The 23,895-nt window shown below is 63.0% G+C and carries 24 protein-coding genes; 7 read left to right on the forward strand and 17 right to left on the reverse strand.

Features of this window, described 5'->3' with window-relative positions:
- Positions 1 to 1,701 (forward strand): AMP-binding protein, encoded by a 1,701-nt coding sequence (locus Q0562_RS07130; protein WP_366144728.1) that lies wholly within the window; start codon positions 1 to 3, stop codon positions 1,699 to 1,701.
- An 87-nt stretch (positions 1,702 to 1,788) separates the two neighbouring features.
- Here Q0562_RS07130 and recN read toward each other — a convergent pair whose 3' ends face one another.
- Positions 1,789 to 3,456, reverse strand: a complete 1,668-nt coding sequence (gene recN, locus Q0562_RS07135; RefSeq protein WP_298643035.1) for a DNA repair protein RecN — start codon at positions 3,454 to 3,456, stop codon at positions 1,789 to 1,791.
- 3 nt (positions 3,457 to 3,459) lie between these two features.
- Complete coding sequence (locus tag Q0562_RS07140; protein WP_298643037.1) at positions 3,460 to 4,329, reverse strand: NAD(+)/NADH kinase; 870 nt, start codon at positions 4,327 to 4,329, stop codon at positions 3,460 to 3,462.
- A gap of 81 nt (positions 4,330 to 4,410) precedes the next feature.
- Between Q0562_RS07140 and Q0562_RS07145 the strand changes: the two genes are divergently transcribed.
- Positions 4,411 to 5,490 (forward strand): tRNA nucleotidyltransferase, encoded by a 1,080-nt coding sequence (locus Q0562_RS07145; RefSeq protein WP_298643039.1) that lies wholly within the window; start codon positions 4,411 to 4,413, stop codon positions 5,488 to 5,490.
- Here Q0562_RS07145 and Q0562_RS07150 read toward each other — a convergent pair.
- From Q0562_RS07150 to Q0562_RS07160, 3 genes are read right to left on the reverse strand one after another with little or no spacing between them, the layout of a single operon-like run.
- Positions 5,487 to 6,023 (reverse strand): hypothetical protein, encoded by a 537-nt coding sequence (locus tag Q0562_RS07150; protein WP_298643040.1) that lies wholly within the window; start codon positions 6,021 to 6,023, stop codon positions 5,487 to 5,489. The two genes, Q0562_RS07145 and Q0562_RS07150, sit on opposite strands and share 4 nt — an antisense overlap.
- 13 nt (positions 6,024 to 6,036) lie before the next feature.
- Positions 6,037 to 6,918 carry an agmatinase gene (speB, locus tag Q0562_RS07155; RefSeq protein ID WP_298643042.1) on the reverse strand — a complete coding sequence of 294 codons (882 nt, stop codon included), beginning with the start codon at positions 6,916 to 6,918 and terminating at the stop codon, positions 6,037 to 6,039.
- An 11-nt stretch (positions 6,919 to 6,929) separates the two neighbouring features.
- Positions 6,930 to 7,355: an excinuclease ABC subunit A gene (locus tag Q0562_RS07160; protein ID WP_298643045.1), complete on the reverse strand. Its 426-nt coding sequence runs from the start codon at positions 7,353 to 7,355 to the stop codon at positions 6,930 to 6,932.
- 91 nt (positions 7,356 to 7,446) lie between these two features.
- On the opposite strand from Q0562_RS07160, the gene Q0562_RS07165 reads away from it, so the two are divergent.
- Entirely contained in the window at positions 7,447 to 8,034 is a 588-nt protein-coding gene (locus Q0562_RS07165) for a 4'-phosphopantetheinyl transferase superfamily protein (protein ID WP_298643047.1), read from the forward strand.
- Here Q0562_RS07165 and Q0562_RS07170 read toward each other — a convergent pair.
- The 12 genes from Q0562_RS07170 to Q0562_RS07225 form a co-directional block, all read right to left on the reverse strand.
- Entirely contained in the window at positions 8,013 to 8,528 is a 516-nt protein-coding gene (locus tag Q0562_RS07170) for a gluconokinase, GntK/IdnK-type (protein WP_298643049.1), read from the reverse strand. The two genes, Q0562_RS07165 and Q0562_RS07170, sit on opposite strands and share 22 nt — an antisense overlap.
- Positions 8,529 to 8,535: 7 nt before the next feature.
- Positions 8,536 to 9,921: a GntP family permease gene (locus Q0562_RS07175; RefSeq protein WP_298643051.1), complete on the reverse strand. Its 1,386-nt coding sequence runs from the start codon at positions 9,919 to 9,921 to the stop codon at positions 8,536 to 8,538.
- A 181-nt stretch (positions 9,922 to 10,102) separates the two neighbouring features.
- On the reverse strand, positions 10,103 to 11,332 hold the full coding sequence (locus Q0562_RS07180; protein WP_366144726.1) for a beta-ketoacyl-ACP synthase: 1,230 nt from the start codon (positions 11,330 to 11,332) through the stop codon (positions 10,103 to 10,105).
- Positions 11,329 to 12,057, reverse strand: a complete 729-nt coding sequence (gene fabG, locus Q0562_RS07185) for a 3-oxoacyl-ACP reductase FabG (RefSeq protein WP_298643055.1) — start codon at positions 12,055 to 12,057, stop codon at positions 11,329 to 11,331. The genes Q0562_RS07180 and fabG overlap by 4 nt, the downstream gene beginning before the upstream one ends.
- Positions 12,058 to 12,316: 259 nt before the next feature.
- Complete coding sequence (csrA, locus tag Q0562_RS07190) at positions 12,317 to 12,511, reverse strand: carbon storage regulator CsrA (protein ID WP_298643057.1); 195 nt, start codon at positions 12,509 to 12,511, stop codon at positions 12,317 to 12,319.
- A 414-nt stretch (positions 12,512 to 12,925) separates the two neighbouring features.
- A complete protein-coding gene (locus tag Q0562_RS07195) occupies positions 12,926 to 13,417 on the reverse strand; it encodes a hypothetical protein (RefSeq protein ID WP_298643058.1) in 492 nt (163 codons plus the stop codon).
- Positions 13,418 to 13,450: 33 nt separating this feature from the next.
- The gene (locus tag Q0562_RS07200) at positions 13,451 to 13,678 is read right to left on the reverse strand and encodes a hypothetical protein (RefSeq protein WP_298643060.1); all 228 of its coding nucleotides are present in this window, start codon (positions 13,676 to 13,678) and stop codon (positions 13,451 to 13,453) included.
- A gap of 41 nt (positions 13,679 to 13,719) precedes the next feature.
- Positions 13,720 to 14,211, reverse strand: coding sequence for a 2-amino-4-hydroxy-6-hydroxymethyldihydropteridine diphosphokinase (folK, locus tag Q0562_RS07205; RefSeq protein WP_298643061.1), 492 nt, complete (start codon positions 14,209 to 14,211; stop codon positions 13,720 to 13,722).
- 9 nt (positions 14,212 to 14,220) lie between these two features.
- Positions 14,221 to 15,537 (reverse strand): polynucleotide adenylyltransferase PcnB, encoded by a 1,317-nt coding sequence (gene pcnB, locus Q0562_RS07210; protein WP_298643063.1) that lies wholly within the window; start codon positions 15,535 to 15,537, stop codon positions 14,221 to 14,223.
- Between the two features lie 125 nt (positions 15,538 to 15,662).
- The gene (locus Q0562_RS07215) at positions 15,663 to 16,868 is read right to left on the reverse strand and encodes an O-antigen ligase family protein (RefSeq protein ID WP_298643064.1); all 1,206 of its coding nucleotides are present in this window, start codon (positions 16,866 to 16,868) and stop codon (positions 15,663 to 15,665) included.
- Positions 16,865 to 18,637 carry a glycosyltransferase family 2 protein gene (locus Q0562_RS07220; protein ID WP_298643065.1) on the reverse strand — a complete coding sequence of 591 codons (1,773 nt, stop codon included), beginning with the start codon at positions 18,635 to 18,637 and terminating at the stop codon, positions 16,865 to 16,867. The genes Q0562_RS07215 and Q0562_RS07220 overlap by 4 nt, the downstream gene beginning before the upstream one ends.
- A 3-nt stretch (positions 18,638 to 18,640) precedes the next feature.
- Positions 18,641 to 19,375: a glycosyltransferase gene (locus tag Q0562_RS07225; protein ID WP_298643066.1), complete on the reverse strand. Its 735-nt coding sequence runs from the start codon at positions 19,373 to 19,375 to the stop codon at positions 18,641 to 18,643.
- Between the two features lie 422 nt (positions 19,376 to 19,797).
- On the opposite strand from Q0562_RS07225, the gene Q0562_RS07230 reads away from it, so the two are divergent.
- From Q0562_RS07230 to Q0562_RS07245, 4 genes are all read left to right on the forward strand, one after another.
- A complete protein-coding gene (locus tag Q0562_RS07230) occupies positions 19,798 to 20,595 on the forward strand; it encodes a DeoR/GlpR family DNA-binding transcription regulator (RefSeq protein WP_298643067.1) in 798 nt (265 codons plus the stop codon).
- Positions 20,576 to 21,853: a class II D-tagatose-bisphosphate aldolase, non-catalytic subunit gene (locus Q0562_RS07235; RefSeq protein WP_298643069.1), complete on the forward strand. Its 1,278-nt coding sequence runs from the start codon at positions 20,576 to 20,578 to the stop codon at positions 21,851 to 21,853. Before Q0562_RS07230 ends, Q0562_RS07235 begins: the two co-directional genes overlap by 20 nt.
- A 240-nt stretch (positions 21,854 to 22,093) precedes the next feature.
- Positions 22,094 to 22,534 (forward strand): tetratricopeptide repeat protein, encoded by a 441-nt coding sequence (locus tag Q0562_RS07240; protein ID WP_298643071.1) that lies wholly within the window; start codon positions 22,094 to 22,096, stop codon positions 22,532 to 22,534.
- Positions 22,531 to 23,706, forward strand: coding sequence for an SIS domain-containing protein (locus Q0562_RS07245; protein ID WP_298643073.1), 1,176 nt, complete (start codon positions 22,531 to 22,533; stop codon positions 23,704 to 23,706). The genes Q0562_RS07240 and Q0562_RS07245 overlap by 4 nt, the downstream gene beginning before the upstream one ends.
- Positions 23,707 to 23,895 lie beyond the last annotated feature (189 nt).

The following is a 23,895-nucleotide window of genomic DNA, read 5'->3' on the forward strand; positions in this document are numbered from 1 at the left end:
ATCCCCCGCCCGTGGCTGGCGAGCTACCGCGCCGAAGTGCCGCACACCTTCCCCGGCAGCGAATACAGCAACCTCGCCGACTTCCTCGAAGCCATGTTCGCCCGCAACGCCGCGCTTCCCGCATACAGCAACTTCCGCCGCACCCTGAGCTTCGCGGAAATCGGCGAACGCGCCCGGGCATTCGCCGCCTACCTGCGCCACGCACTCGGCTACCGGCCCGGTGACCGCCTCGCGCTGATGATGCCGAACATCCTGCAATTCCCCATCTGCCTCTACGGCTGCATGCTGGCGGGCGTCGTCGTCGTCAACGTCAACCCGCTCTACACCGCGCGCGAACTCGAACACCAGCTGAACGACAGCGGCGCGCGCGGCATCGTGCTCGCCGAAAACTTCACCCGCAGCGTCGCCGAAGTGCGCCCGCAAGTCCCCGCCCTGCAAGACATCATCATCACCCGCTACGGCGACGAAATGGGCTGGTTCTGGTCGCCCATCGTCGATTTCTATGTGCGCCACATCGGCAAACTCGTGCCGCCCTACTACCTGCCGGAGACCATCGCCTTCAAAAAAGCCCTGCAACAAGGCCGCCGCCTGCCCTATGCCCCGCACCGGGCGGCACCGGATGACATGGCGATGTTGCAATACACCGGCGGCACGACCGGCGTTGCCAAAGGCGCGATGCTCACCCACGCCAACCTGCTCGCCAACGCCGCGCAAATCAACCTGTGGATCGGCTCCTACAACATCGGCCCGGATGACGTCCTCATCACCGCGCTGCCGCTCTATCACATCTTCTGCTGCACCATCAACGCGCTCGGCTTCAGCGGACGCGGCGTCCACTCCGTGCTCGTCACCAACCCGCGCGACATCAAGTCCTTCATCACCATCCTGCGCCGCCACCCGCCGACCATGCTGACCGGCGTCAACACCCTCTTCAAAACCCTGCTCAACACCCCGGCCTTCCGCACCCTCGACTTCTCGCGCCTGCGTTTCGTCATCGCCGGCGGCATGCCGCTGGAAAAAACCGTCTCGGACGAATGGCAGCAACTCACCGGCAACATCATCGTCGAAGGCTACGGCATGACCGAAACCTCGCCGCTCATCAGCGTCAACCAGATGGACACCAAAGCCTACAACGGCACCATCGGCTACCCCATCCCCGGCACCGACGTCAGCCTGCGCGACGACGACGGCCACCCCGTACCGCCAGGCGAAGCGGGGGAAATGTGGGTACGCGGCCCGCAAGTGATGAAAGGCTACTGGCAGCATGAAGACGAAACCCGCCGCGTCATGCAGGACGGCTGGCTGAAAACCGGCGACATCGCCACCATGCGGCCGGATGGCGCGCTGAAAATCGTTGACCGCAAAAAAGACATGATCCTCGTCTCCGGCTTCAACGTGTACCCCAGCGAAGTCGAAGCCGTCCTCTCGCAACACCCCGCCGTGCTCGAAGTCGCCTGCATCGGCGTCCCCAGCGCAGGCAGCGGCGAAAAAGTGAAGGCGTACATCGTGCCGCGTGCGGGCGGGAAGCCGACCGTGGAAGAGCTGCAAAAATTTGCCGCCGCCAACCTCACCGCCTACAAGCGGCCAAAGGCATACGAATTCTGCGACGAGCTACCGAAATCGAATGTCGGCAAAATCCTGCGCCGCGAACTGGTGGCGCGGGAAAAGGCCAAAGCCGCGCAAAATCAGGAACCTGCCTGACAGCGTGACAACGACACCCGCCGCCAGGCGGGTTTTTCATGCCGGCAGAAACCGGGCATCATCCGCGCCCCGGCGGCGCCCGTTTTTTCAGGCGGTGTTTTTGCGCGCCAGCATGCTGCGCGCGTGTTCGCGGCTGGTCTCGCTGTCGGCGCTGCCGAGCATGCGCGCGATTTCGACGATGCGCGCGTCGTCATCCAGCGCGCTGACGCGGGTTTGCGTTTCGTTGTCGTCGCTGGTTTTTTCGATGCGGTAGTGCGCATCCGCGTAGGCGGCGACTTGCGGCAGGTGGGTGATGCACAGCACCTGGCGGTTTTGCCCCAGGGTGTGCAGCAGACGGCCGATGGTGTCGGCAACTTCGCCGCCGATGCCGCTGTCGATTTCGTCGAAGATGACGGTCGGGGTCGGGGCTTCGTCGAGGCAGGCGACTTCGATGGCGAGGCTGACACGCGAGAGTTCGCCGCCGGAGGCGACTTTCGCCAGCGGTTGCAGGGTTTGGCCGGGGTTGGCGCAGAGGGTGTAGGTGATGTCGTCCGTGCCGTGCGCCGCCGGGCGCGCAGCGGGGGCGATGTCGATGGTAAAAGTGGCTTTGTTCATGCCGAGCTGGCGGATCCAGTGTTCGACTTCGTACGCGAGTTTGGGCGAGGCCTGCTGGCGCGCAGCGCTGAGGGCGGCGGCTTTTTCGCGGTAGGCGGCTTCGGCGGCATGGCAGGCGGCGGCGAGTTGGCCGCCGTCTTCGTTTTCGGCGGCCAGTGCCGCGTGTTCGTCGGCGAGTTTTTGCCAGTGCGCAGGCAGATCGGCGGGGTCGCAATGATGTTTGCGCGCGAGGCTGTGCAGGGCGCTCATGCGTTCTTCGACGGCGGCCAGGGCTTCAGGGTCGTGTTCGATTTTGTTCAGTTGTTTGTTGAGAGCGTCGCTGGCTTCGTCGAGGTAAACGGCGGCCTGTTCGAGCAGTTCGGCGGTTTCCCGGAAGATGTGGCTGGTGCTGGCGAGGTGGTTGGCTTCGCGCAGGGCCTGGCGTAGGGCGGTTTTCAGGTTGTGGTCGCTTTCGCTCAGTTGGGCGCTGAGTTGGCCGCCTTTGCCTAGTATTTCGTCGGCAGCGGCGAGCAGCTGCTGGCGCGCGGCGAGGGTGGTAAATTCGTCCGGCTGCGGCGCGATGTGTTCGATTTCTTCAAGCTGGTAGGCGAGCAGGGCCAGGCGTTCTTCTTGCGCGGCACGGTTTTGTTGCCAGTCGTGGTGCTGTTTTTCGAGAGTTTGCCAGTGGCGGTAGGCGTCGGCGCAGGCGGTGAGCAGGTCGTGGTGGCCGCCGTAGCGGTCGAGGCGGCGGCGTTGTTCGTCGTTTTTGAGCAGCGCCTGGTTGCTGTGCTGACCGTGGATGTTGACCAGCGCGCCCGCGAGGGTTTTGAGTTTGGCGCCGGTGATGCCCTGGTCGTTCGCCCAGGCTTTGCTGCCGCCGTCGCGCAGGCTGCGGCGGATGTGGATTTGCCCGGGGTTGTCGGGGTCGTTGAGGGCATCATCGGCGAGTGTTGCGCGGATGGCGGGGCTCAGGCGGGTGAAGGTGGCGCTGACGGTGGCGCGTTCTGCGCCGTGGCGGATGTGGCCGGCGTTGGCGCGTTCGCCGAGGACGAGGCCGAGGGCGTCGATGAGGATGCTTTTGCCCGCGCCGGTTTCGCCGGTGAGGACGTTGTAGCCGGGGCGGAAGTGGATGTCGCTGTGGGCGATGATGGCGATTTGGTCAATGGTGAGTTGTTCGAGCATGGGTTATTTGTTGTCTTCGGGGGCGATGCCCCAGTTGAGCTTGGCGCGCAGGCGGTCCTGGAAGTGATAATCGGCGGGGTGCAGCACGGGCAGCGGGGTGCCGGGGCGGATGGTGATGCGGTCTTTGGGGTGCAGGCGGTGTTGTTGCTGGCCGTCAATGCTGAGGTGCGCGCCGCTGCCACACGGAGCGATGGTGATGGGGCTCGCCGCATCAATGACGACGGGGCGCTGGGTGAGGGTGTGCGGGCAGATGGGAACGACGAGGTTGACGGGCAGGTTGGGTTCGATGATGGGGCCACCGGCGGCGAGCGCGTAGGCGGTCGAGCCGGTTGGGGTGGCGATGATGAGGCCGTCGGCGCGGTAGTGGCTGAGGTGGCGCGCGTGGGTGTACACATCCAGCTCGATCATGCGCGCTTTACTGCTGTGGATGACGGCATCGTTGATGGCGGTGTGCGCGTGGCTGCCGTCGCGGGTAGCCACGGTAACGTGCAGGGTGTGGCGCTCTTCGCGGTGGTATTCGCCGCCGAGGATGCGGTCGAGCCGGTCGGGCAGGTCGTTCAGGGTGAGGTCGGCAAGGAAGCCGAGGCGGCCGGTGTGGATGCCGAGCAGCGGGATTTGCCGCGTGATGAGGGCGCGCCCGGCATAGAGGAAGGTGCCGTCGCCGCCGACGACGATGCAGAGATCCACGTCGCCCCAGGCGGCAATGGGCAGGGCGGCGGGGCTGTCGCGGTATTGTGGCGGGGCGGTGTCGCGGTCAAGGGTGCAGGCGAGGCCGTGCGCATCGAGGATGGCGATGACGCGGGCGATGGTGTCATCGACGCGCACGGCGCCGTATTTGCCGACGATGCCGATGTGTTTGAAGTGTGAGGTCATGGGGTTTGGGTGGTTACGGTTTGTGGTTATTATACGCAGTTAGTTGTTTTCTTTTTTGTTTTTGCGGACGCGGAGGGTGCGATGGAGTTTTTTCTGGTAGGCGGGGCGGTGCGTGATCGGTTGCTGGGTTTGCCGGTCAAGGATCGGGACTGGGTGGTGGTCGGCGCGACGGCAGCGGCGCTGCTGGCGCAGGGTTTTCGTCAGGTCGGGCGGGATTTCCCGGTGTTTTTGCATCCGGTGTCGGGCGAGGAGTATGCACTGGCGCGGCAGGAGCGGAAATCCGGCACGGGGCATCAGGGGTTTGTCTTCGATTTCGCGCCGGATGTGTCGCTGGAAGCGGATTTGTTGCGCCGTGATTTGACCATCAACGCGATGGCGATGGACGGCGACGGGCGGGTGATTGACCCTTACGGCGGACAGGCGGATCTGGCAGCGCGGCGCTTGCGTCATGTTTCGCCCGCGTTCGTCGAAGACCCGCTGCGAGTGCTGCGCCTGATGCGTTTTTGGGCGCGTTTCGCGCCGCTGGGCTTTGTGATTGCTGAGGAAACGCTGGATTTATGCCGCGCGATGGTGGCGGCGGGCGAGTTGTGCCATTTGAGCGCGGAGCGGGTGTGGGCGGAATGTGAGAAGGCGCTGGCTTCTGCCGCGCCGCAGCAGTTTTTCGCCGGTTTGCAGTCGGTCGGCGCGCTGGATGTGCTGGGGATAACGGCGAGCGACGCGCAGCTTGCGGCGATGAATGCCCGCCTGCGGGCGGTGGTAGCGCTGACAGACGCGCCGGAGCAGCGTTTGGCAGCGTGTTTGCAGGGGGAAGAGGGCGCAGCGGCGCGGACGGGGGTGCAAACGGTACTGCCGCTGCCGAAGCGGTTTACCTATTGGCTGTCGCTGGTTGCCGCTTATGGTGCAGACGTACGGCGCTGGGCGGCACTCAGCGGCGAGGCGCGCCGGGCGATGCTGAAAGCCTGCCACAGTCTGCGCGAGGCAGGCGATGTACTGACGCTTGCCCGCCTGATGCAGGTGGAAGCGGCTACATACGCCGCCATTGAAAACGCCCGCGAGAAGGTGCGGGCGTTGTCGGTAGAGGCGCTGGCAGCGCAGTATCAGGGGGCTGCCCTGGGTGCGGCGATCCGCACGGCGCAGGTGGCGGTGCTGGCGGAGCCCTAGTTTTTTATCACCTGTTCGAGCTTGCGGTTGAAGGTATAGCGGGTAATTTTGCTGTCTTTAAAAATGGGGCTTTTGACGGTGAGCTTGGTGGTGGTCTTGCCGCGCAATACATCGCCTTCTTTGGTCACCAGGCTTGCCGGCGTATCCACTTTCGTATCGGTGGTGAAGGTGACATCGGCATAATCTTTGAATAAGTCGGCATGGTCTATGGAATATTCTTTAATCCAGTCTTCGATGTAACCGTTCTTTTCTCTGCGTGGTTTCAGGAAGTTTTTTGCCGATTTCTCGAAGTAATCACAGGCAGCTGCTTTATCGCCGTTATTAATAGTGTATTTGTAGCGCGTATATTCATCACGGACATTGACAACCACATCCGGCGCCAATAAATCGCATAAGGCCTGCGGATCAGCCTCACGGTTATAGTTGACCTGCTCCACTACCCACGGCCGCATATAGGCATCATTAAAGACCTGGTAATTGTGAAAAAGATAGGCGGAAAGACCTAAAGCAATCAGTATCAGGATATGAATCATCGTTGTTCCCTCATTAAAGTTTTCCCAGTATGCGGGCGGTAATGCCCATCATTTTGTAGGCGAGATCGGCAGCGGTGAAGTCATAGACATGCAGACCCCGGATCGGCGCGAATTCCACCAGATCCAGCCCGACAATCTGCCGCTGCCCGGCGACACTCGTCAATAAATCCAGCAACTGCCACCAGCCGAGACCGCCTGGCACCGGCGTGCCGGTTGCCGGCATCAATGCGCCATCCAGTCCGTCAATATCGACGGTGATATAAATCTTCTGCGGGAAGTTTTCCGGCAGGCGCAAGTCATGCAGCGGCGGGCGGCAGATGACGCGCGCATCGTGAGCGGTGATTTGTGCCGGAAATTCATGCCGCACCGCCTGCTCATCCAGACTGAGGGCGCGCACACCGATTTGGCACAGCGGCAGGCCTTCATCGATCAGGCGTTTCATCACGCAGGCGTGGCTCCAGATGCTGCCTTCGTAGCTTTCGCGCAAATCGGCATGGGCATCGAATTGCACGACGCCGATGCGTTCGCCGGGGAAGGCATCAACGACACCCATCACCGCGCCATAGCTGACGGTATGTTCGCCACCGAAGACAAATGGCAGGCTGCCGCTTGCGGCGACGGCACGGGTGCGCTCGCGGATACGTTGCAGGATATCGCCCGCCTCGCCCCGGCAATCTACCGCTTCCTGCGTGTAAATGCCCAAGCGGCAGGGTTCACCGTACAGCTGATCGTAGGTTTCCAGTTGATTGGAAGCTTCGATGATGGCTGCCGGACCTTCCGCCGTGCCGCCGCCATAGCTGACGGTTTTTTCATACGGCACGGGTATCACATGAAACAGCGCGTCATCCGGCGCAGGTTGACGGATTTCCGAGCCGAGGAAGATGCGATCTGCCATATATCCCCCGCTTAACGCGCCAGATCGCCTTTCAGGGCGACACCGACGCGCTGTCCGCCGGCATGGCATTCATACAGGCTGGCGCTGGAATAAGGCTTTTTGCGGTAATAGCTGATGATGTTGATGACTTTGTTGGCTCCGGCGCGACGTGCCTCTTCCTGCAGCTGCTTGACGGCGGAAACGAAGGTGCGGATGCAGTCGGCATTCAGGGTTTTGTCGCTGGCATGTTCTTTTTTATTGCTGACCTGGTCATTGCGCAACACGGCGCCTTTTCCTGAGGCAAATTCCAGTTTAATGGCCGGATCCAGCGAGGCTTTCGCTTCCTGGGAATTGAGCGCTTCGGTAATGGAAAGGGTATGGCTGCCGCTGGTGACGCAGCCTGCGGCCAACAGCGCCGCCGCACAGCAGGCGACGACCGGATTGACGAAAGTTTTCATGTAAAATCCTTGTGTTAACGAAGGTGACGGCTCGAAATGCACACTGCATTTCAACTTATCGTCATTGTAACCAAAGCCTTACCGATTGCCAATGTTCGCCCCCATCCTCTACTACACCGCGCCGCAAGAGGCCGCTTACCGTCCGGAGCGGCTGGACGACGGCGACCGCGACCGCCTGCAACGCGCCCCGCAACTGGAACGGCGTGCCGACTGGCGCAGCAGCCGCGCGCTCAAACAGTTGCTGCCACAGCCGCGTCCGCTGCACAGCCTCGCCCATAAAAAAGGGCACGCCGTGCTGCTCACCGGCGCGCCTGTCGTCGGCGTCGATATGGAAGTGTTGCAGCCGCGCAATTTCGCCGCCCTCCTGCCGTGGTTCGCCACTCCGGCAGAACAGCACTGGTTCGGCAGGCAAGCCGATCCCGCCCTCGCCTTCTATCGCCTGTGGACGTTCAAGGAAGCGCTTTTGAAGGCGCTGCACGCCGACTTTGCCGCTCTGCCGCATCTCACGGCAGACACCCCGGCGCCAACAGGGCTGCACTGGCAGCGCCATGCCTGGCTGCTGGACGGAGCCTGGCTGGTCAGCGCCGTGCTCGCCGCCGCTGCACCACTGCCGCCGCCGCGCGTCAGCGGCGCGACGGCTGTACAGATATTACCCGCCTACAACGCCACATGCGCCTGAATCCAGGCCAGCATATCCGCCTGCACCGCCTGCGCATCACCGGCATTGTCAATGCGCACGCCACGTTCATCCGCCTGCAAGGCTTCGAGAATGGCCAACTGTGAATCGAGCATGTCGGCCTTCATATAATGCCCCTGCCGCGCCAGCATCCGTTCCAGATTGACTGCCTGCGGCGGCGCCAGATGGATGAAGATCACCTCGCCTTTCGCCCCGCGCAGAATGTCGCGGTACTGCCGCTTCAAGGCCGAACAGGTTACGACGCTGACCGCCGCGCCCTGTTCGGCCTGCGCCGTCATCCAGTCGCGCAGATTGCGCAGCCACGGATAGCGATCTTCATCGGTCAGCGGGATGCCCGCGCCCATCTTGTCGCGGTTTGCCTGGGTATGAAAATCGTCGCCCTCGGCATAAGGGCAGTGAAAATGCGCTTGCAGGGCGCGGGCGGCGGTTGTTTTGCCGCAGCCGCACACCCCCATGATGACGAAATGCACTGTCATAAACACCTCACAGCAAAGAAAAAGCCAGCACCGACAGGGCAAAGCCGATGACAGCGATCAACGCCTGGTTGACCGTCCAGGTTTTCAATGTGGTCGGTACGTCCATATCGAGAAGACGCCCGACTAGCCAGAAACCGGAGTCGTTGACATGGCTGGCAAAAACCGAACCGGAAGCGGTGGCCAGCACAATGGCGGCAAGCTGCCAGTCGTTATAACCGGCAGCGGCGACGGCAGGCGCCATCAGGGCGGCGGCCGTGGTCAGCGCCACCGTCGCCGAACCCTGAGCGACGCGCAGCACCAGCGCCACCAGGAAACAGCCGGCAATCACGGAAATGCCCATATGCGCCATGCTGTCCGCCAACGCCTTGCCGATGCCGGAGGCGCGCAGCACCCCGCCGAACATCCCGCCCGCCCCGGTAATCAGGATGACCGAGCAGACCGGGCCGAGTGCGCCGTCCACCGTCTTTTCCAGTGCCGTGGCGCTCTCGCCGCGCTTGTGCCCGAGCACGAACAATGCCACCAGCACCGCAATCAGGAGCGCCACCGGTGTCGCCCCCAGCATTCGCAGCAGCTTGACCCAGACGGCATCGGCGCTGACCACATGCTGGCTGATCAGGGTGGCCAGCCCGGTATTCAGGAAAATCAGCACCATCGGAATCAGCATGATGCCGACCACCGTGCCCGCCGAGGCCGGCGCACGCGGCGTATCCGTATCCGGCTTGCCGCCGCTCAACAAATCCGGCACCGGCACATAAAAACGCCGCCCCAGAAACTGCCCCAAGAGATAACCGCTGAAATACCAGGTAATCACGGCAATCGGCAGGCCGAGCAGCAGCACATGGCCGATATTGGCACCATAAAACCCGCCGGCGGCAATCGGCCCCGGATGCGGCGGCAGGAAGACGTGCATCACCGAAAACGCCCCGATGGATGCCAGGCCGTAGGCCAGTACCGGTGCTTTCATGCGGCGTGCGGTAGCGAACACAATCGGCAGCATCACGACCAGTCCGGCATCGAAAAAAATCGGGAAACCGAAAATCAGCGAGGCGACACCGAGGGCAAAAGCTGCCCGCTTCTCGCCGAAAAAACGCACCAGGGCGTCCGCCAGCGATTGCGCGCCGCCGGACGTTTCCACCAGCCGCCCCAGCATCGCACCGAGGCCGACCAGCAGCGCCACACTGCCGAGCGTGCCGCCAAAGTTCTTGATCAATACCTGATCGACGATGGCGTCCAGCGGCAACCCGGCGACAATGGCGGTCAGCAGGCTGACCAGCACCATCGTCAGCAGGGCGTGCACACGAAAGCGGATAATCATCACCAAAATCAGCAGGATTGCCCCGGCGGCGATAGCCAGCAGCGGGCCTGTGCCCAACGATTGCGACCAGTTGTCCATGAATATTTCCCCTCTATATCAAGCATGTCCGGCATGCTGTTGACGAATGCACGACAAGCAACACACACTCACGGATATTCCCGTGTGCTTCACAAGAATATCCACAGGTATCATATAGAAAAACCGCGCCGCCTGCACGACAAAAAACCGCCACAGTGGGCGGTTCTGGCTGCGGGCGGCATCATTCCCGCCAGCGCTTGAAGACGAGGGAGGTGTTGACGCCACCGAAGGCGAAGTTGTTGTTCATCACCACGTCCGTGTCGATGGCGCACGCTTCATTGCGGATGAAATCCACCCGGCCGCAGCGTTCGTCCACATGGTGCAGGTTCAGGGTCGGCATGAACAGGCCGTCGCGCATCATTTCGATGGCGAACCAGCTTTCCAGCGCGCCGCAGGCGCCGAGGGTGTGGCCGAAGTAGCTTTTTTGCGAGCTGAGCGGCACGCCGTGCGGGAAGAGGCGGGCGGTGGCAAGGGTTTCGGCGATGTCGCCCTGTTCGGTGGCGGTGCCGTGGCCGCTGACGTAGCCGACTTCTTCCGCCGCGATGCCCGCCTGCGCCAGCGCCATCGCCATGCAGCGGTACATGGTGTCCTGCTCCGGGCGGGTAACGTGCGTGCCGTCGCAATTGCTGGCAAAGCCGATGATTTCCGCGTAGATGCGTGCGCCGCGCGCCTGCGCGCTTGCGAGTGTTTCCAGCACCAGCATGCCCGCGCCTTCGCCGATGACCAGGCCGTCGCGGTCGCGGTCATACGGTGCCGGCGTGCTTTGCGGGGCGTCGTTTTTCAGGCTGGCGGCATAGAGGGAGTCGAAGACGCAGACTTCGGAATGGCAGAGTTCTTCGCCGCCGCCCGCCAGCATCATCGGAATCAGGCCGAAGCGGATGGCTTCGTAGGCGTAGCCGATGGCCTGGCTGCCGGAGGTGCAGGCGCTCGATGTGGGAATCAGCCGCCCTTGCAGGCCGAAGAAGATGGCGAGGTTGGCGGCGGTGGTGTGCGGCATCATGCGGATGTAGGTGTTGGCGGAGAAGCCGTCCGAGCGGCCATCCATAATCAGTTTGGCAATGTCGCAGATGTCGCGGGTGCTGCCGGTGGAGGAGCCGCTGGCGACGCCCATGCGGCCATCGCGGATGGCAGGGTCATCCAGCAAGCCTGCGTCGGCGAGTGCCCGCTCGCCCGCCTCGACGCACATTTGCGATACCGGCCCCAGGCTGCGCAGTTGTTTGCGCGTCCAGTGCGCGGGCGGTGCGTAGCCGTCAATCGGTGCGGCGAGCCTGGCGTGCAAATCCTCGACATCGCGCCATTCCGGCATCGCCCGCACCGCGTTTTCGTAACGCAGCATCCGCGCGCGCACCGTCGGCCAGTCTTTGCCGAAGGCCGTTACCGCACCGCAGCCCGTAATCACCACCCTGTTCAACACAATCCTCCGTTCACCGCCAGCACCTGCCGCGTGATGTAGCTCGCACCACTGCTCATCAGGAAGCGCACCGCCTGTGCGACTTCATCCGCCTCGCCGCAGCGGCCCAGCGGGATCATTTTCAGGATGTCGGCGACCGGCACCCGTTCATCGACCATCTCCGTGGCTATCAACCCCGGTGCGACGGCGTTCACGGTGATGCCGCGTTTGCCGAGCTCGATGGCGAGCGCCTTGACCGCGCCAATCAGCCCCGCTTTGGAAGCGCTGTAATTGACCTGACCGCGATTACCGATCAGCCCGGACACGGATGACACGGCGACAATCCGCCCGCCGCGCCGCAGGCGGATCATCGGCATGATGAGCGGGTGCAGGACGTTGAAGAAGCCGTCAAGATTGGTGCGCAGCACCGTGTCCCAGTCGTCATCGGTCAGTGCGGGAAAGGCGGCGTCGCGGGCGAGGCCGGCGTTCAGCACCACGCCGTAGTAGGCGCCATGTGCGGCGATGTCGGCGGTCAGTGCCGCCCGCGCCACTTCGCGCTCGCACACGTCGAAAGCGAGGAGGCGCGCCGTGCCGCCCGCCGCTTCGATTTGCGCCACCGTCGCGGCAGCTTCTGCCCGGTGCCCGCGATAGTGCACGGTCACGGCAAAGCCGTCTGCGGCGAGACGCAGGGCGATTGCCCGCCCGATGCCGCGACTCGCGCCGGTAACCAGTACCGCCTCAGCCATGCGCTTCCTCCTTCTTATCAAAACCAAAGATGGGCGCATTGTAACCGTTCCATCCGGCGGGCAGGGATACACGGCACCGTGGCAGGCGCCGGGTGCGACAATGCGGGAAAGGAGAGGCAGAGAAAACGGGACGTTGCGCCGGATGGGGAAATGCGGGGAAAAAATTGCCAGAGATTCGTCTGGCAACGCTACGCTTGTTTGTTATATGGAGAAAGAATCGCGGATATGGGGCGAGGGCCGGATAGCAGTTTGGGGCGTTTTATTCTGCGACAGGCGGTTTGTTGCCGCCGTTTTCGCCCATCAAACGCTGATAAATCTCTTCCCGGTGCACCGCGATATGATCCGGTGCCTTGATGCCCAAACGTACCTGATTGCCCTTCACTGCCAGCACCGTGACTTCTATGTCGTCGTCGATGATGATGGTCTCTCCTACCCTGCGGGTAAGTATCAACATAATGTACTCCTGATTTTTCCTAAAATAATGCCCAATTGCGTAACGCTTATTGCACAGATGCTGTTCCATGTGTGCGTGCTTACGCCTGTTTTTTATATGGCGGGTTATCTGTTTCCGGGACAAACGCCCCGCCCTGCTTTGCTTTCGCATAGTTTCCGGCGTTCCCGGCGGCCGTTCTGGTTTCGTATTTGGGAAAGTCTGGTTTCAGCAGGGCTGCATCGCCAGGTTTTTGTGGTTCTATGTTGATATTTATTGTTAATCAACATTGTTTCCACATTAACTGCCGTCAGTCAGCCGTATTTTTTGCAATCAGAAAGCGGCTCGCATTGTAAGCAAAAAGATCGTTATAGCCAAACGGAAGCAGAGAAATATTTGGGTCTTGGAAAAAATATCAGGTTCTATGCGGGGTTATCTTTATAACGAAACGGCATATCCGCCGTATATGCCATCCGTCATGCGCATCCAGAGGATGCTGTGCGTTTCCCGCCGGTGGCTGTGAATTAGTGTGTGAATATCATAGCAGCCAAAGTGAAGCGGAGTAATTCCCTTATTTTTCAGGATATTCTCACCACGCCGCATGGTGCTTGCCACGTCGTGCCCGGCGCGAATGGCCTGGGCGCAGCGGTCGAGCACGGCATAGGGCAGGCTTGCTTCGTCAGGCAGGGTGGGGGGCAGGGCGGTATCGCAACCTTCGTCATCCAGCATGGCCAGTGCCGGGCGGTTGCTTTCGCCGTCGCCGTCCAGAACCGCCAATACCGTATCGCAGCGGGTGAGAGTTTCATGCAGCAGGGCGCCGCTTTCGCGCGGCAGGCCGTTCAGGAAAGGCAGGAGTGCCCAGGTTTTGCCGCTGTCTTGCCGGGTGAGTTGCCACTCTTTGAGGTGCTTGACGGTGTTGATGATGCGCATCGCCCTTCCCTGCTGCCGTCCGCCGCCGACGGTTCAGTCGTCCTCGCGGTAGTCATCGTCATAGCCGTAGTCGTCGAAGTCGTCGCGCTCGTCGCCTTCGTCATCGTAATACCAGCCGTCTTCGCTACTGCGTTCCGCGCCGTCCCAGTCTTCCTGGTAATCTTCGGCGGCTTCTTCGTTTTCCATTTCCTGCCATTCGCGTTCCAGCTCCGCCTCGCGGTCGAAGTTTTCGTAGTCAAAGTCGTCATCTTTGGGGGACATATCGGGACTCCTATGGGTAATGTGTAGCGATTAAGCAAGATTCATGCCGCTTGCCAGTTGTCGTGGGAAATGCGGGTGATACCGCTCGTGTCGCAGCGCATCAGCCAATCATGCAGGCTGACGCCGTCCAGCGGCAGTTCCGGGTTCAGCTCGGCAAGCGGGTAGAGGACGAACGCCCGCGCATAGATGCCGGGGTGCGGCACGGTCAATTGCGGCAGGTTGAGACGCACGTCATCATAAAGCAGCACATCGAGATCCAGGGTGCGCGGCGCGTTTTTGAAGGGCCGCTCGCGCCCCTGTGCCTGTTCAACCCGCTGCAACTGCGCCAGCAATGCCAACGGCGGCAAGTGGGTGCGGTAGCGGATGACGGCATTGATGAAATCGGGCTGGTCGGTGTAGCCCCACGGCGGGGTGCGATAGAGCGAGGAAGCGGCCTCTTCCTGCAACACGGCGGCCAGTGTTTGCCGTGCCCGCAGCAGTTGGGCGACGGGATCGGACTGATTGCTGCCGAAGGCAACCCAGGCGGTGTGCATCGGGAGGCGCTAACTGCGTTTGCGCCGTACACCGCCGCGCGGGCGGCGCTGCGCACCATCACCCTCCGGCGGAGCATTGTGCAACTGCCCGGCATCAACGGCGAGATCCGGGTCTTCCTGCAACGCCGTCCACAGCGCGACCAGCTCGTCAATCTGCTCGCCCGCGCCCTGGCGCACCAGCAGGAAATCATAGGCGGCGCGGAAACGCGGATGCGCCAGCACGGCGTGCATCTTGCGCAAATTGCCGCGCGCCGCCTGATCGAGGCGCGCCTGCAACGTCCAGATTTCGCGAATCATGCCGCGCAGCCGCACCGGAATGGCGAGGCGCTCGCTGGCGGCGATATGCACCACATCCACCGCTTCGTGCATGGCGCTGTGCCAGTTGTCGCGCTCTTGCAGCAGTCCGCGATACTGCAACTGATACACCGGCCAGAGGATGGCGGCGAGCAGGAAGGCGATCGTTACCGGCTTGTCGTCCGCCACCCGCGCATCGGTGTTGGCAAGCGCGATGCGCACCACACGCTCCGCGTACCGCCCATAAGCGGCATGCGGGTGTGCAAACACCTTGCCCGCGTCGGGAAAGAGCATGGCGAACAGCCCGTAACGCTGCAACACATCAAAACACGCCTCGCCATAGCCGCTCATGAACAGCTTCTGCGCCTCGTCAAAGAGACGCGCGGCGGGCACGGCGCGCAAATTGTCGCGGCAAGCGGCAATCGCCGCTTCCGTCGCTGCTTCCAGCGGCATACCCAGCTTGGCGGCGAAGCGTGCGGCGCGCAGCATCCGCACCGGGTCTTCCGTGTAACGCGTTGCCGGATCGCCGATGACGCGGATCGTCCGCGCCGCAATATCATCAAGCGCGCCGACATAATCGCGCAGCTCGTCGCGCTTTACGTCGTAATACAGCGCATTGATGGTGAAATCGCGGCGCACCGCGTCATCCTCAATCGAGCCATAGTGATTGTCTTCCAGCACCGAGCCGAAACTGTCCGTGCGCGCCACACGTTCCGGCGGCGCGCGGAAGGTTGCCACCTCGATAATGTCGCGGCCGAAATGCACATGGGCGAGGCGGAAACGCCGCCCGATCAGGCGGCAGTTGCGGAAAATCGCCGCGACCTCTTCCGGGCGGGCATTGGTGGCAATATCAAAATCCTTCGGCTGCTTGCCGAGGAGCAAATCGCGCAGGCAGCCGCCGACGAGAAAAGCCTCGAAACCGGCCTCATCCAGGCGCTGCACGATTTTCAGCGCGCGCGGGTCAATATCATGTGCATCAATAGCGTGTTCGCCGTGCCGGCGGCGAATGGGAGTCATAGCGGCGTCGTTCATGCCGTCCTCATAAAAAAGAAACGCAAAAAAGCGGGAGAAATACGGGCGACGGCCTTCCCTGTCGCCACAGCGGGCGCGCATTGTAGCCTGCCGGCCGCGCGGAAATCCATTACGGCGCGGGCGGTTCAGGCACCGCCTCTGGCGCGGTAGGCGGCATACATCATGCACAGCGGCAGGGCGAAAAAGAGGAAGCCGCTGTTGTGGCTGTACAGCGCCGCCTGGGTCAGGCTGAAGCCGCTGTACAGCAGGATGTGCGCGCTGCCCGCCAGGCGCAGTGCAGCAGCGTCCGCATCCGCCGGGCGGCCGTGGCGGCGGTAGCAGTAAAGCGGCACGAGGAAGAGGTAGAGGACGATGAGGAGGCCGACGCTGCCGCGCCGCGCGAAGGCGTCGAGAAATTCGTTATGCATGTGGCCGAACTGGCTGATGCTCGGCCAGCTGGCCTTGTCGGCGAGCATCCGCGCCGTGCCAGGGCCGAAGACGGGGTAGCGGCTGCCTTCTTCCCAGGCGAAGTGCCACATTTCGAGGCGCGCGCCGATGGAGGTGTTGCTGTCGCCCTGCCGGTAGAGGGCGATGTCGTGGCGCGCTTCGGCGAGGCGTTCGCTGATGATGTCGCCTTTGCCCAGCCAGAAGGTGCCGCCGAGGGCGAGGAGGATAACGCCGCTGATGGCGACGCTGCGCGCGCGGAAGTGGCGGCGGCGCAGGGAGAGGATGGCGAGGATGGCGAGTGTCCAGGCAAGCGCGGTGAAGCTGCCGCGTGTTTGCGAGAGGAAGACGGTGTAGAGCCCGGCGAGGATGCCCGCCAGCGGCGGCAGGAGCGCCCAGCCGCGCGGTCTGCCGCGCAGGCTGCATGCGCAGAGCAGGGCGAAGAGCATGGCGAGGTTGCCGAGCTGGATGGGGTGCAGGTAGCGGGCGGCGCGACCGTCCGGCAGGAGTTCGGGGGCGTAGTGGGTGTAGTAGAGGGCGGAGGCGAGACCGAGAACGGCACCCGCCGCCGCGCCCCACCAGATGGCGCGCGGGTCGGGCGGGTTGGCGGCGAGGTAGGCGAGGAGAAGCGGCATCACCAGGAATTTGAGCGGGATGTTGTAGTAGGTGTCGCGCAGACCGGAGAGCCACACGTCGATAAGGGCGACGGTTCCCATGAGGATGAAGCCGAGCGCGATGAGGCGCAGGTCGCGCCCGCACGGGCGTCTTTTCCACCATTGCGGCAGGCCGAGGAGGGCGGCGAGGAAGAGGATGCCCGCGCCGTAGTTGTAGCCGCCCTTGACGGCGATGCTGAGGGCGAAGGTGAGGAAGACCGCCGCGTTGTTGAGGCGGATGAGGGTGGCGTTCATGTTTTTTTCCGGTAGGCGAGCATGAGGTATTTGTTGTAGTGGTAGCAGGCGGTGCTGACGGCGAGGATGAGTCCGTAACCGCCGCCGCAGCAGGCACCGCGCACGAGGTATTCGCGCAGGAAGGCAACGAGGCTTTTCAGCGGCAGCGTCCACAGGTTCGGCGCGCGGCGGTTTTCGTGTTCTTCCGCCCAGTCGCGGCTGTAACGCAGGTTTTTGACGAGGAAGTGGGCGAGGTTGTCGTTGGTGTAATGCAGCAGGCAGCCGCCGAGGGTTTTCACGGCGGCGTCGCGGCTGTTGAGCGATTCGTGCACTTCGTAGGGGTGGTATTGGTAATGCGCGCGCGGGTAGAGGCGGGCGATGCGGTCGTGATACCAGCCGTGCACAGGCGTGCCGCAGAAGATGTTGGTGCGGCGCACGGCATAGACGGTGCCGGGCTCCGGCGGGCGGGTGAGCACTTGGGCGATGGCGGCAGAGAGGGCGGCGTCGGGCTGTTCGTCGGCGTCCAGCATGAGGATGTAATCGCCTGTGGCAAGCGCCTGCGCACGTTGGCGCTGGATGCCGAAGCCCTGCCAGTCGCGCCTTGCGTACCATTTCGCGCCGAAGTGGGCGGCTATCGCGGCGGTGCCGTCCGTGCTGCCGGAATCGAGGATGAGGATTTCATCGGCGATTCCCCGGATGGAAGCAAGGCAGGCGGGCAGGTGGCGGCTTTCGTTCTTGGTGATGAGGACGACGCTGAGGGTGTGTCTTGTTGCAGCGGGCTTGCCGCCAGCGGCGTTTGCTTTACCGCCCTCTTCCCCGTCCCCTTTCCCGCTGACGCGAGCTGTGCCGGTCCCACGGGGAAGGGGGGCGGTGGTTGCGGTTTGGGCGGTAATAGAGGCTGCCTTTTCACCCGCTTGCAGGGCTGAAACCGCCCCCTCCCCCGCTTGCGGGGGGGGGGGATTGGGAGCGGCATCCGCACCGCCGGTCAGGGTGTGGATATTCACCGCATGCGGCTGATAGTCGGCGGTGTAGCTTTGCGGGCGGCGGTTGTGGTCGTAGAGCAGGGCGTATTTGTTGAAGGTGTATTGCGCGAAGAGGCAGGCGTAAATCCAGCCGCTGCGCCCGCGCAGGAAGCGGCCGCCGGCGAGGTATTGTTTGGCGAGTGCCCACAAGGCGCGCAGGACGGCACCCGCCGCGCTGCTTTTTTTGCCGCGCGCCGCGGCGTCTGCCGCCCAGGTTTCGGCGTAGGCGAGGCGTTTTTGCAGCCAGTGGTGGGGGTCGGTCGCGGTGTGGTGGTGCAGGTAGCCGGGCAGGATGGCGGTGGTCGCGTCGGCGAGTTCGACGGATTCGTGCACGGGGTTGGCGTTGTAGTGGTAGCGGCGCGGGTAGAGGCGCCAGTGCGCCTTGTTGCGCCAGCGCGGGTGGTCGATGGGCTGCCCGAAGAGGTTGTCGAGGCGGCGGATGCCGTAGATGGTGTCGGCGGGGGTTTCTTTTTTTATATCCGCCAGGGCGGCAAGCAGCGCGGCATCCGGCGCTTCGTCGGCGTCCAGCGCCAGTATCCAGTCGCCGGTGGCGAAGGCTTGCGCGCGCTGACGCTGGATGCCGTAACCCTGCCAGTCGGTGTTTTCGTGCCACTGCGCGCCGTAGCGGGCGGCAACGGCGGCGCTGTCGTCCTGGCTCCCGGAATCGAGGATGACGATTTCGTCGGCGACGGTGGCGACAAGCGGCAGGCAGCGGCGCAGGTTGGCCGCTTCGTTTTTGGTGATCATCACCACGCTGAGGCGATACATGACTTATCCCCAGTGCTCGGCCAGCCACGGCGCGGGGCGGATGTGGCGGTACCATTTGCCGCCGCCGCCCCGGATGGCGCCGTCCGGATTGACTTCGCCGTGGAAGACGAGGATGTCGCAATCGGGGCGGCGCGGGGTGCAGACGAGCGACAGCGGCAGTGGGTAGAGCGCGTGATATTTGTAGCTTTTGCACCAGTGCCCTGGCCAGTAGCGCAGGGCATCGCGTTCGCGCAGGTAGTGCGACAGCCACGCCTGTTCGTTGCGGAACTCGCGGCGGATGGTGGTGAAGTGGGCGCGGAAGGTCGCCAGTAAATCGGGGTAGACGCCGAGGGTGAAGCGATAGACGGAGCTGTTGCCGACTTTGCGCCACGGTCGCCGCCAGTCGCGGATGATATAGGTGCGCGCGCTATCGTCTGCATGGTGGGTGAAAAAGTGGTCGATGTTGCGCAGGATGACGACGTCGAGGTCGAGGAAGAGTGCCGTGCCGCTCAGGCCGTACAGGTCGGGGGTAAAGGTGGTGAGTTTGCGCCAGCCGCGCTCGGGCAGGCCGTCGGGCAGGTCAAGCGAGGGAATGGGGTGGCAGACGATAGCAGGGTCGATGCCGCGCGGGTCGTCGGTGAGGCAGTGGGTGGTAAAGGACAGGGTGAGGTGGCGCGAGACCATGCGGTGCAGGCGGTTGACGTATTCGGCGGGGTATTTGTCGCCCCATTTCATGCAGAGGATGTGGTGTGTGGTCATGGTCGGTACCGATGGTTTTGCTGCGTTTCATATGATTGGGCGAGGCGGTGCGCCGGGTCGTTATGACGGTTTCCCGTGCGCGGCCGGGCGGTCATCACGCGGTGGCGCAGCGCCCGCCCGGAAGCGGCGCCTGATGTGCCGATCCGCCCCGCACGGCCACACATCATAACGCAAGCCACACACCTCGCGCCAACGCTACACTCCCCTTCCACAGCAGCGAAGGCATCATAAAAGTTTCTTGAAAACAAAAGGAAAAGCAGCGAAGCGCCAATACCGTAACCCATGTTGAAACACAGCACCGCAAGCAGCATTCCTCAAATTTCCACAAAAATATTGACAGTAAATACACACAGTCGTAACATCAAAAATCACAACAAACAAGGAGTTCATCCATGTCCGCATCATCCTCATCTTCTTCCTCAATGAAATCTGATACTACCGTTGACCGGCGCGCGCAAATTCAGACCCTGCTCAACGAACAGGGCGTCGTCAACTCGCAAGAACTCGCCGAGCGCTTCGAAGTCTCGCTGATGACCATCTACCGCGACCTCGACTACCTGCAAGAACAGGGCGTCGCCAAGCGCCAGCACGGCGGCGCTGTTTCAGCCGACCGCTTCATTTCGCCACTCAAACGCAGCCTGCGCGAATCGCAGAACGTCAGCGCCAAGCGCATCATCGGCCGCTGGGCGGCGGCGAACCTCATCAACACCATTGACGACTCCCTCGTCATTGACTCCGGCACCACCACCCTCGAATTCGTGCGCGCCCTGCCTGATGCCTCCATCAACGTCATGGTCAACAGCCTGGACGCCCTGTCCGTCCTTGCCGCGCACAAAAACACCAACGTGTACGCGCTTGGCGGCGAGTTGCGCAAAGACGTGATGGCCTTTGAAGGCGCGATTACCACCGACAACCTGCGCCAGTGCCACTTCTCCAAAGCCTTCATCAGCGCCGACGGCATCGACATTGAAGCGGGGCTGACCACTACCAACGAGCAGCGTGCGCGCCTGACTCGCCTCATGGCCGAACACGCGCAGGAAGTGTACCTGCTTGCCGATTGCAGCAAATACGGCAAACGCTCCTTCCGCACCTTCTTCCACTTTGACCGCATCACCGCGATTATCTCCGAAGGCGGCGTACCCGAGCTGTACAAACAGCACTTCCGTCAACACGACATTCGTCTCATTGAAGTAAACGACAATGACCAAGACAAAAAATAACAAAACCGGTGAAATCGTCGCCGCCCATAAACACAGCGGACACGGCGGTATCGTCTCCGTTTGCAGCGCGCACCCTGCCGTCGTCCGCGCCGCCGCCGAACTCGCGCGCGAATACGGCGCGCCGCTCCTGCTCGAATCCACCTCGAACCAGGTGGACCAGTTCGGCGGCTATACCGGCCTCACCCCCGCCGAATACATCGCCCAAACCCGCGCCATGCTGCCCGCCGACTGCGACGTCACCTTCGGCGGCGACCACCTCGGCCCGAACCGCTGGCAATATCTGCCCGCTGCCGAGGCCATGACAAACAGCGAAGAACTCATCCGCAGCTACGTCGCCGCCGGCTACGAAAAAATCCACCTTGATTGCAGCATGAGCTGCGCGGGCGACCCCGTGCCGCTGCCCGACAGCACCGTCGCCGCACGCGCCGCCCGCCTCTGCCGCATCGCCGAAGACACCCGCGCTGCCATGCCGGATGCCGTGCCGCTCGTGTACATCATCGGCACCGAAGTCCCCGTACCGGGCGGCGCCAAAGAAGCCCTCGACGGCGTCACCCCGACCACGCCGGACGCCGCCCGCACCACCTACCGCATTCACCGCGAAACCTTCGCCGCACACGGCCTCGGCGACGATGTCTGGGCGCGCGTCGTCGGCCTCGTCGTCCAGCCCGGCGTCGAATTCGACCACCACGGCGTCGAAGACTACCGTCCCGAACGCGCGCAAGCCCTCTCCGCCGTTGCCGATGAATTCCCGAACGCCGTCTTTGAAGCGCATTCGACCGACTACCAAACCCCGGAAGCCTTCAAAAACCTCGTGCGCGACCACTTTGCCATCCTCAAAGTCGGTCCGGCGCTGACCTTCGCCTACCGCGAAGCCCTCTACGGCCTGTGCCAGATCGCCATCGAACTCGGCCTCGAAACCAGAACCGACCTGATTGGCGAAGCCGACGCCGTCATGCGCGAAGACCCCGCCGACTGGCAGAAGTACTACCACGGCGACCGCCGCGAACAACGCCTGCTGCGGGCATACAGCCTGTCCGACCGCATCCGCTACTACTGGACCAAACCGCGCCTTGCCAAATCCGTACAAGAACTGCTGGACGCCCTCGGCAGCCGGGAAATCCCGCTCGGCGTAGCGCATCAATACCTGCCGCTGGGGGCGGAGGCCTGCCGCGCACGCGGCGAAAAAATCACCGCTGACAACCTGATCAACAACACCATCAAAGCGGCGCTTGCCCCCTACTACGCTGCTTGCGCCTGACATAAAAAGCCCTTCCTCCGCCTGCGGGGGAAGATAACCAAAGGCCTAAAGGAGGAATCCTGCCAAGCGGGATAAATACTGGGATTCCGCCAAGCGGGGAAAAACCTGGGTTCCCGCCAAGCGGGGAAAACACTGGGTTCCCGCCAAGCGAGATAAAACCTGGCTTCCCGCCAAGCGGGATAAAACTTGGGATTCCGGCAAATAAAGAGAAAACCTGCCCGCTACACAAAAGCAAACCCGATGAAACCGCACCTTCTCGCCCTGAGCCTTGCCGCCCTTACCGCAGCGGCCATCGCTGAAGACCCAAGCGTGACGAATGACATCGCGCAACTCACCGCGCAAGCGGAAGATGGCGACGCCGGGGCGCAATGCCGCCTCGCCTGCCGTTACAGCAAAGGCGACGGCGTCGCGCAGGCCTACGACGAAGCAGTTGAGTGGCTGGAAAAAGCGGCGGCACAAAACTATCTCGATGCCGCGTACAACCTCGGCGCCCTCTACGGCGACGGCACTGTCGTGCCGAAAGACACCGCCAAAGCACGGCAATGGCTGGAAAAAGCCGCCGCACAAGGCCATGAAGCCGCCCCCATCGCCCCGCACATCCTTGACGAACAAAACACCCAAACCCCGCCAAGCGGGACAAACACCGACATTGAACCATACCAACCTCAAGAAACCCCATGATCTTCGGACAAGACCCCAGCTACTTCGCCGCTCGCGGCGCCACTGCCACCGCCCGTGAAATCGCCCAGCAGGGCGCTTGCTGGCGGCAAATCCCCGCCCTGCTTGCCGCTACTGACCCGGCGCTCAAAGCCGCACTGCATGATGCCCTGCATGACGCAACGGCGACCATTGCATACAGCGGCGCTGGCACCTCTGCCTATGTCGGCGACATCCTCGCCGCCGCCATCCAGCGGGTTAGCCGCGCGCACAACATTGCCACCGCCAGCACCGACCTCGTCGCCCAGCCGGCGGACAAAATCGCACACAACGCGCACGGTTTCCTGTTCAGCTTCGCGCGCAGTGGCAACTCGCCGGAAAGCGTCGCCTCGCTGAAAAAAGCCGCCGCTGTCGCCCCGCGCCTTGCTCCCGTTGCCGTCGTCTGCAACGCACACAGCAGCCTTGCCGATTACAGCGGGAAACATGGCCACATTTGCCTGATGCCGCCGGAAACGCACGACGAGAGCTTTGTCATGACATCCAGCTTCAGCACCATGACGCTCTACACCCTCGGCCTCTGTTACGAAGCGCTCGACCTGCCGCTGCCCGACTACACTGCGCTTGCCGCCGCGCAACAGCACACCAGCGACACCTACTACACCTCCCCCGCACTCGACACCCTCGCCGCTGCGAAACGCATCATCTACCTCGGCAGCGGCCCCCTCTACGGCGCCGCCCGCGAAAGCGCGCTGAAGATTCTTGAAATGACCGGCGGCAAAATCCCGACCATGAGCGAAACCTCGCTCGGCTTCCGCCACGGCCCCAAATCGCTGATAGACGGCAGCACCGCCGTCTGCCTCTACGCCGCAAACGACCCCTACACCCAGCAATACGACCGCGACCTCGCCTGGGAACTGCTGGCGGACGGCCACGCAGCGAGCATTCACCTCTACGGCCCGGCGAACTATTTCCGGCGCTACCCGGAACTCGCGTCCAGCGGCGCGCACATCACCGCCTTCGACGCTACCCTGGACAACCAGCCCGATGCCGCCCTCGCCCCGCTCTACGTCCAGCACGCCCAACTCACCGGCCTGCGCTGCGCGCTGGATGCGGGCGTCGCCCCGGACAACCCCAGCCCGGACGGCAGCGTCAACCGCGTAGTGCGCGGGGTCACGCTTTACCCCTACCACCACTGATCATGAAAAATGACGCATTCAGTCCCCACCCCAACTCCCCCACAGAGGGAGGGGCTTTGACGGCGCGAACCTGCTCCAGCGGACAACTGCGTCTCCTCTCTCCGCTGAGGGAAGGGACGGGGATGGGGGTTGAAACAATGACCGCTTGCAGCACCCCCTTCCCCGCTCACTGCGAGCACCCTGCCCCGC

The organism is uncultured Cardiobacterium sp. (assembly GCF_938028825.1).
Lineage (GTDB): Bacteria > Pseudomonadota > Gammaproteobacteria > Cardiobacteriales > Cardiobacteriaceae > Cardiobacterium.

Bases quoted from the DNA above. Each gene is read 5' to 3' on its own strand.
- recN (WP_298643035.1), bottom strand. From the start codon at position 3,456: ATGCTCGAACAACTCACCATTGACCAAATCGCCATCATCGCCCACAGC.
- Q0562_RS07140 (WP_298643037.1), bottom strand. From the start codon at position 4,329: ATGACCTCACACTTCAAACACATCGGCATCGTCGGCAAATACGGCGCC.
- Q0562_RS07145 (WP_298643039.1), top strand. From the start codon at position 4,411: ATGGAGTTTTTTCTGGTAGGCGGGGCGGTGCGTGATCGGTTGCTGGGT.
- Q0562_RS07150 (WP_298643040.1), bottom strand. From the start codon at position 6,023: ATGATTCATATCCTGATACTGATTGCTTTAGGTCTTTCCGCCTATCTT.
- speB (WP_298643042.1), bottom strand. From the start codon at position 6,918: ATGGCAGATCGCATCTTCCTCGGCTCGGAAATCCGTCAACCTGCGCCG.
- Q0562_RS07160 (WP_298643045.1), bottom strand. From the start codon at position 7,355: ATGAAAACTTTCGTCAATCCGGTCGTCGCCTGCTGTGCGGCGGCGCTG.
- Q0562_RS07165 (WP_298643047.1), top strand. From the start codon at position 7,447: ATGTTCGCCCCCATCCTCTACTACACCGCGCCGCAAGAGGCCGCTTAC.
- Q0562_RS07170 (WP_298643049.1), bottom strand. From the start codon at position 8,528: ATGACAGTGCATTTCGTCATCATGGGGGTGTGCGGCTGCGGCAAAACA.
- Q0562_RS07175 (WP_298643051.1), bottom strand. From the start codon at position 9,921: ATGGACAACTGGTCGCAATCGTTGGGCACAGGCCCGCTGCTGGCTATC.
- fabG (WP_298643055.1), bottom strand. From the start codon at position 12,057: ATGGCTGAGGCGGTACTGGTTACCGGCGCGAGTCGCGGCATCGGGCGG.
- csrA (WP_298643057.1), bottom strand. From the start codon at position 12,511: ATGTTGATACTTACCCGCAGGGTAGGAGAGACCATCATCATCGACGAC.
- Q0562_RS07195 (WP_298643058.1), bottom strand. From the start codon at position 13,417: ATGCGCATCATCAACACCGTCAAGCACCTCAAAGAGTGGCAACTCACC.
- Q0562_RS07200 (WP_298643060.1), bottom strand. From the start codon at position 13,678: ATGTCCCCCAAAGATGACGACTTTGACTACGAAAACTTCGACCGCGAG.
- folK (WP_298643061.1), bottom strand. From the start codon at position 14,211: ATGCACACCGCCTGGGTTGCCTTCGGCAGCAATCAGTCCGATCCCGTC.
- pcnB (WP_298643063.1), bottom strand. From the start codon at position 15,537: ATGAACGACGCCGCTATGACTCCCATTCGCCGCCGGCACGGCGAACAC.
- Q0562_RS07215 (WP_298643064.1), bottom strand. From the start codon at position 16,868: ATGAACGCCACCCTCATCCGCCTCAACAACGCGGCGGTCTTCCTCACC.
- Q0562_RS07220 (WP_298643065.1), bottom strand. From the start codon at position 18,637: ATGTATCGCCTCAGCGTGGTGATGATCACCAAAAACGAAGCGGCCAAC.
- Q0562_RS07225 (WP_298643066.1), bottom strand. From the start codon at position 19,375: ATGACCACACACCACATCCTCTGCATGAAATGGGGCGACAAATACCCC.
- Q0562_RS07230 (WP_298643067.1), top strand. From the start codon at position 19,798: ATGAAATCTGATACTACCGTTGACCGGCGCGCGCAAATTCAGACCCTG.
- Q0562_RS07235 (WP_298643069.1), top strand. From the start codon at position 20,576: ATGACCAAGACAAAAAATAACAAAACCGGTGAAATCGTCGCCGCCCAT.
- Q0562_RS07240 (WP_298643071.1), top strand. From the start codon at position 22,094: ATGAAACCGCACCTTCTCGCCCTGAGCCTTGCCGCCCTTACCGCAGCG.
- Q0562_RS07245 (WP_298643073.1), top strand. From the start codon at position 22,531: ATGATCTTCGGACAAGACCCCAGCTACTTCGCCGCTCGCGGCGCCACT.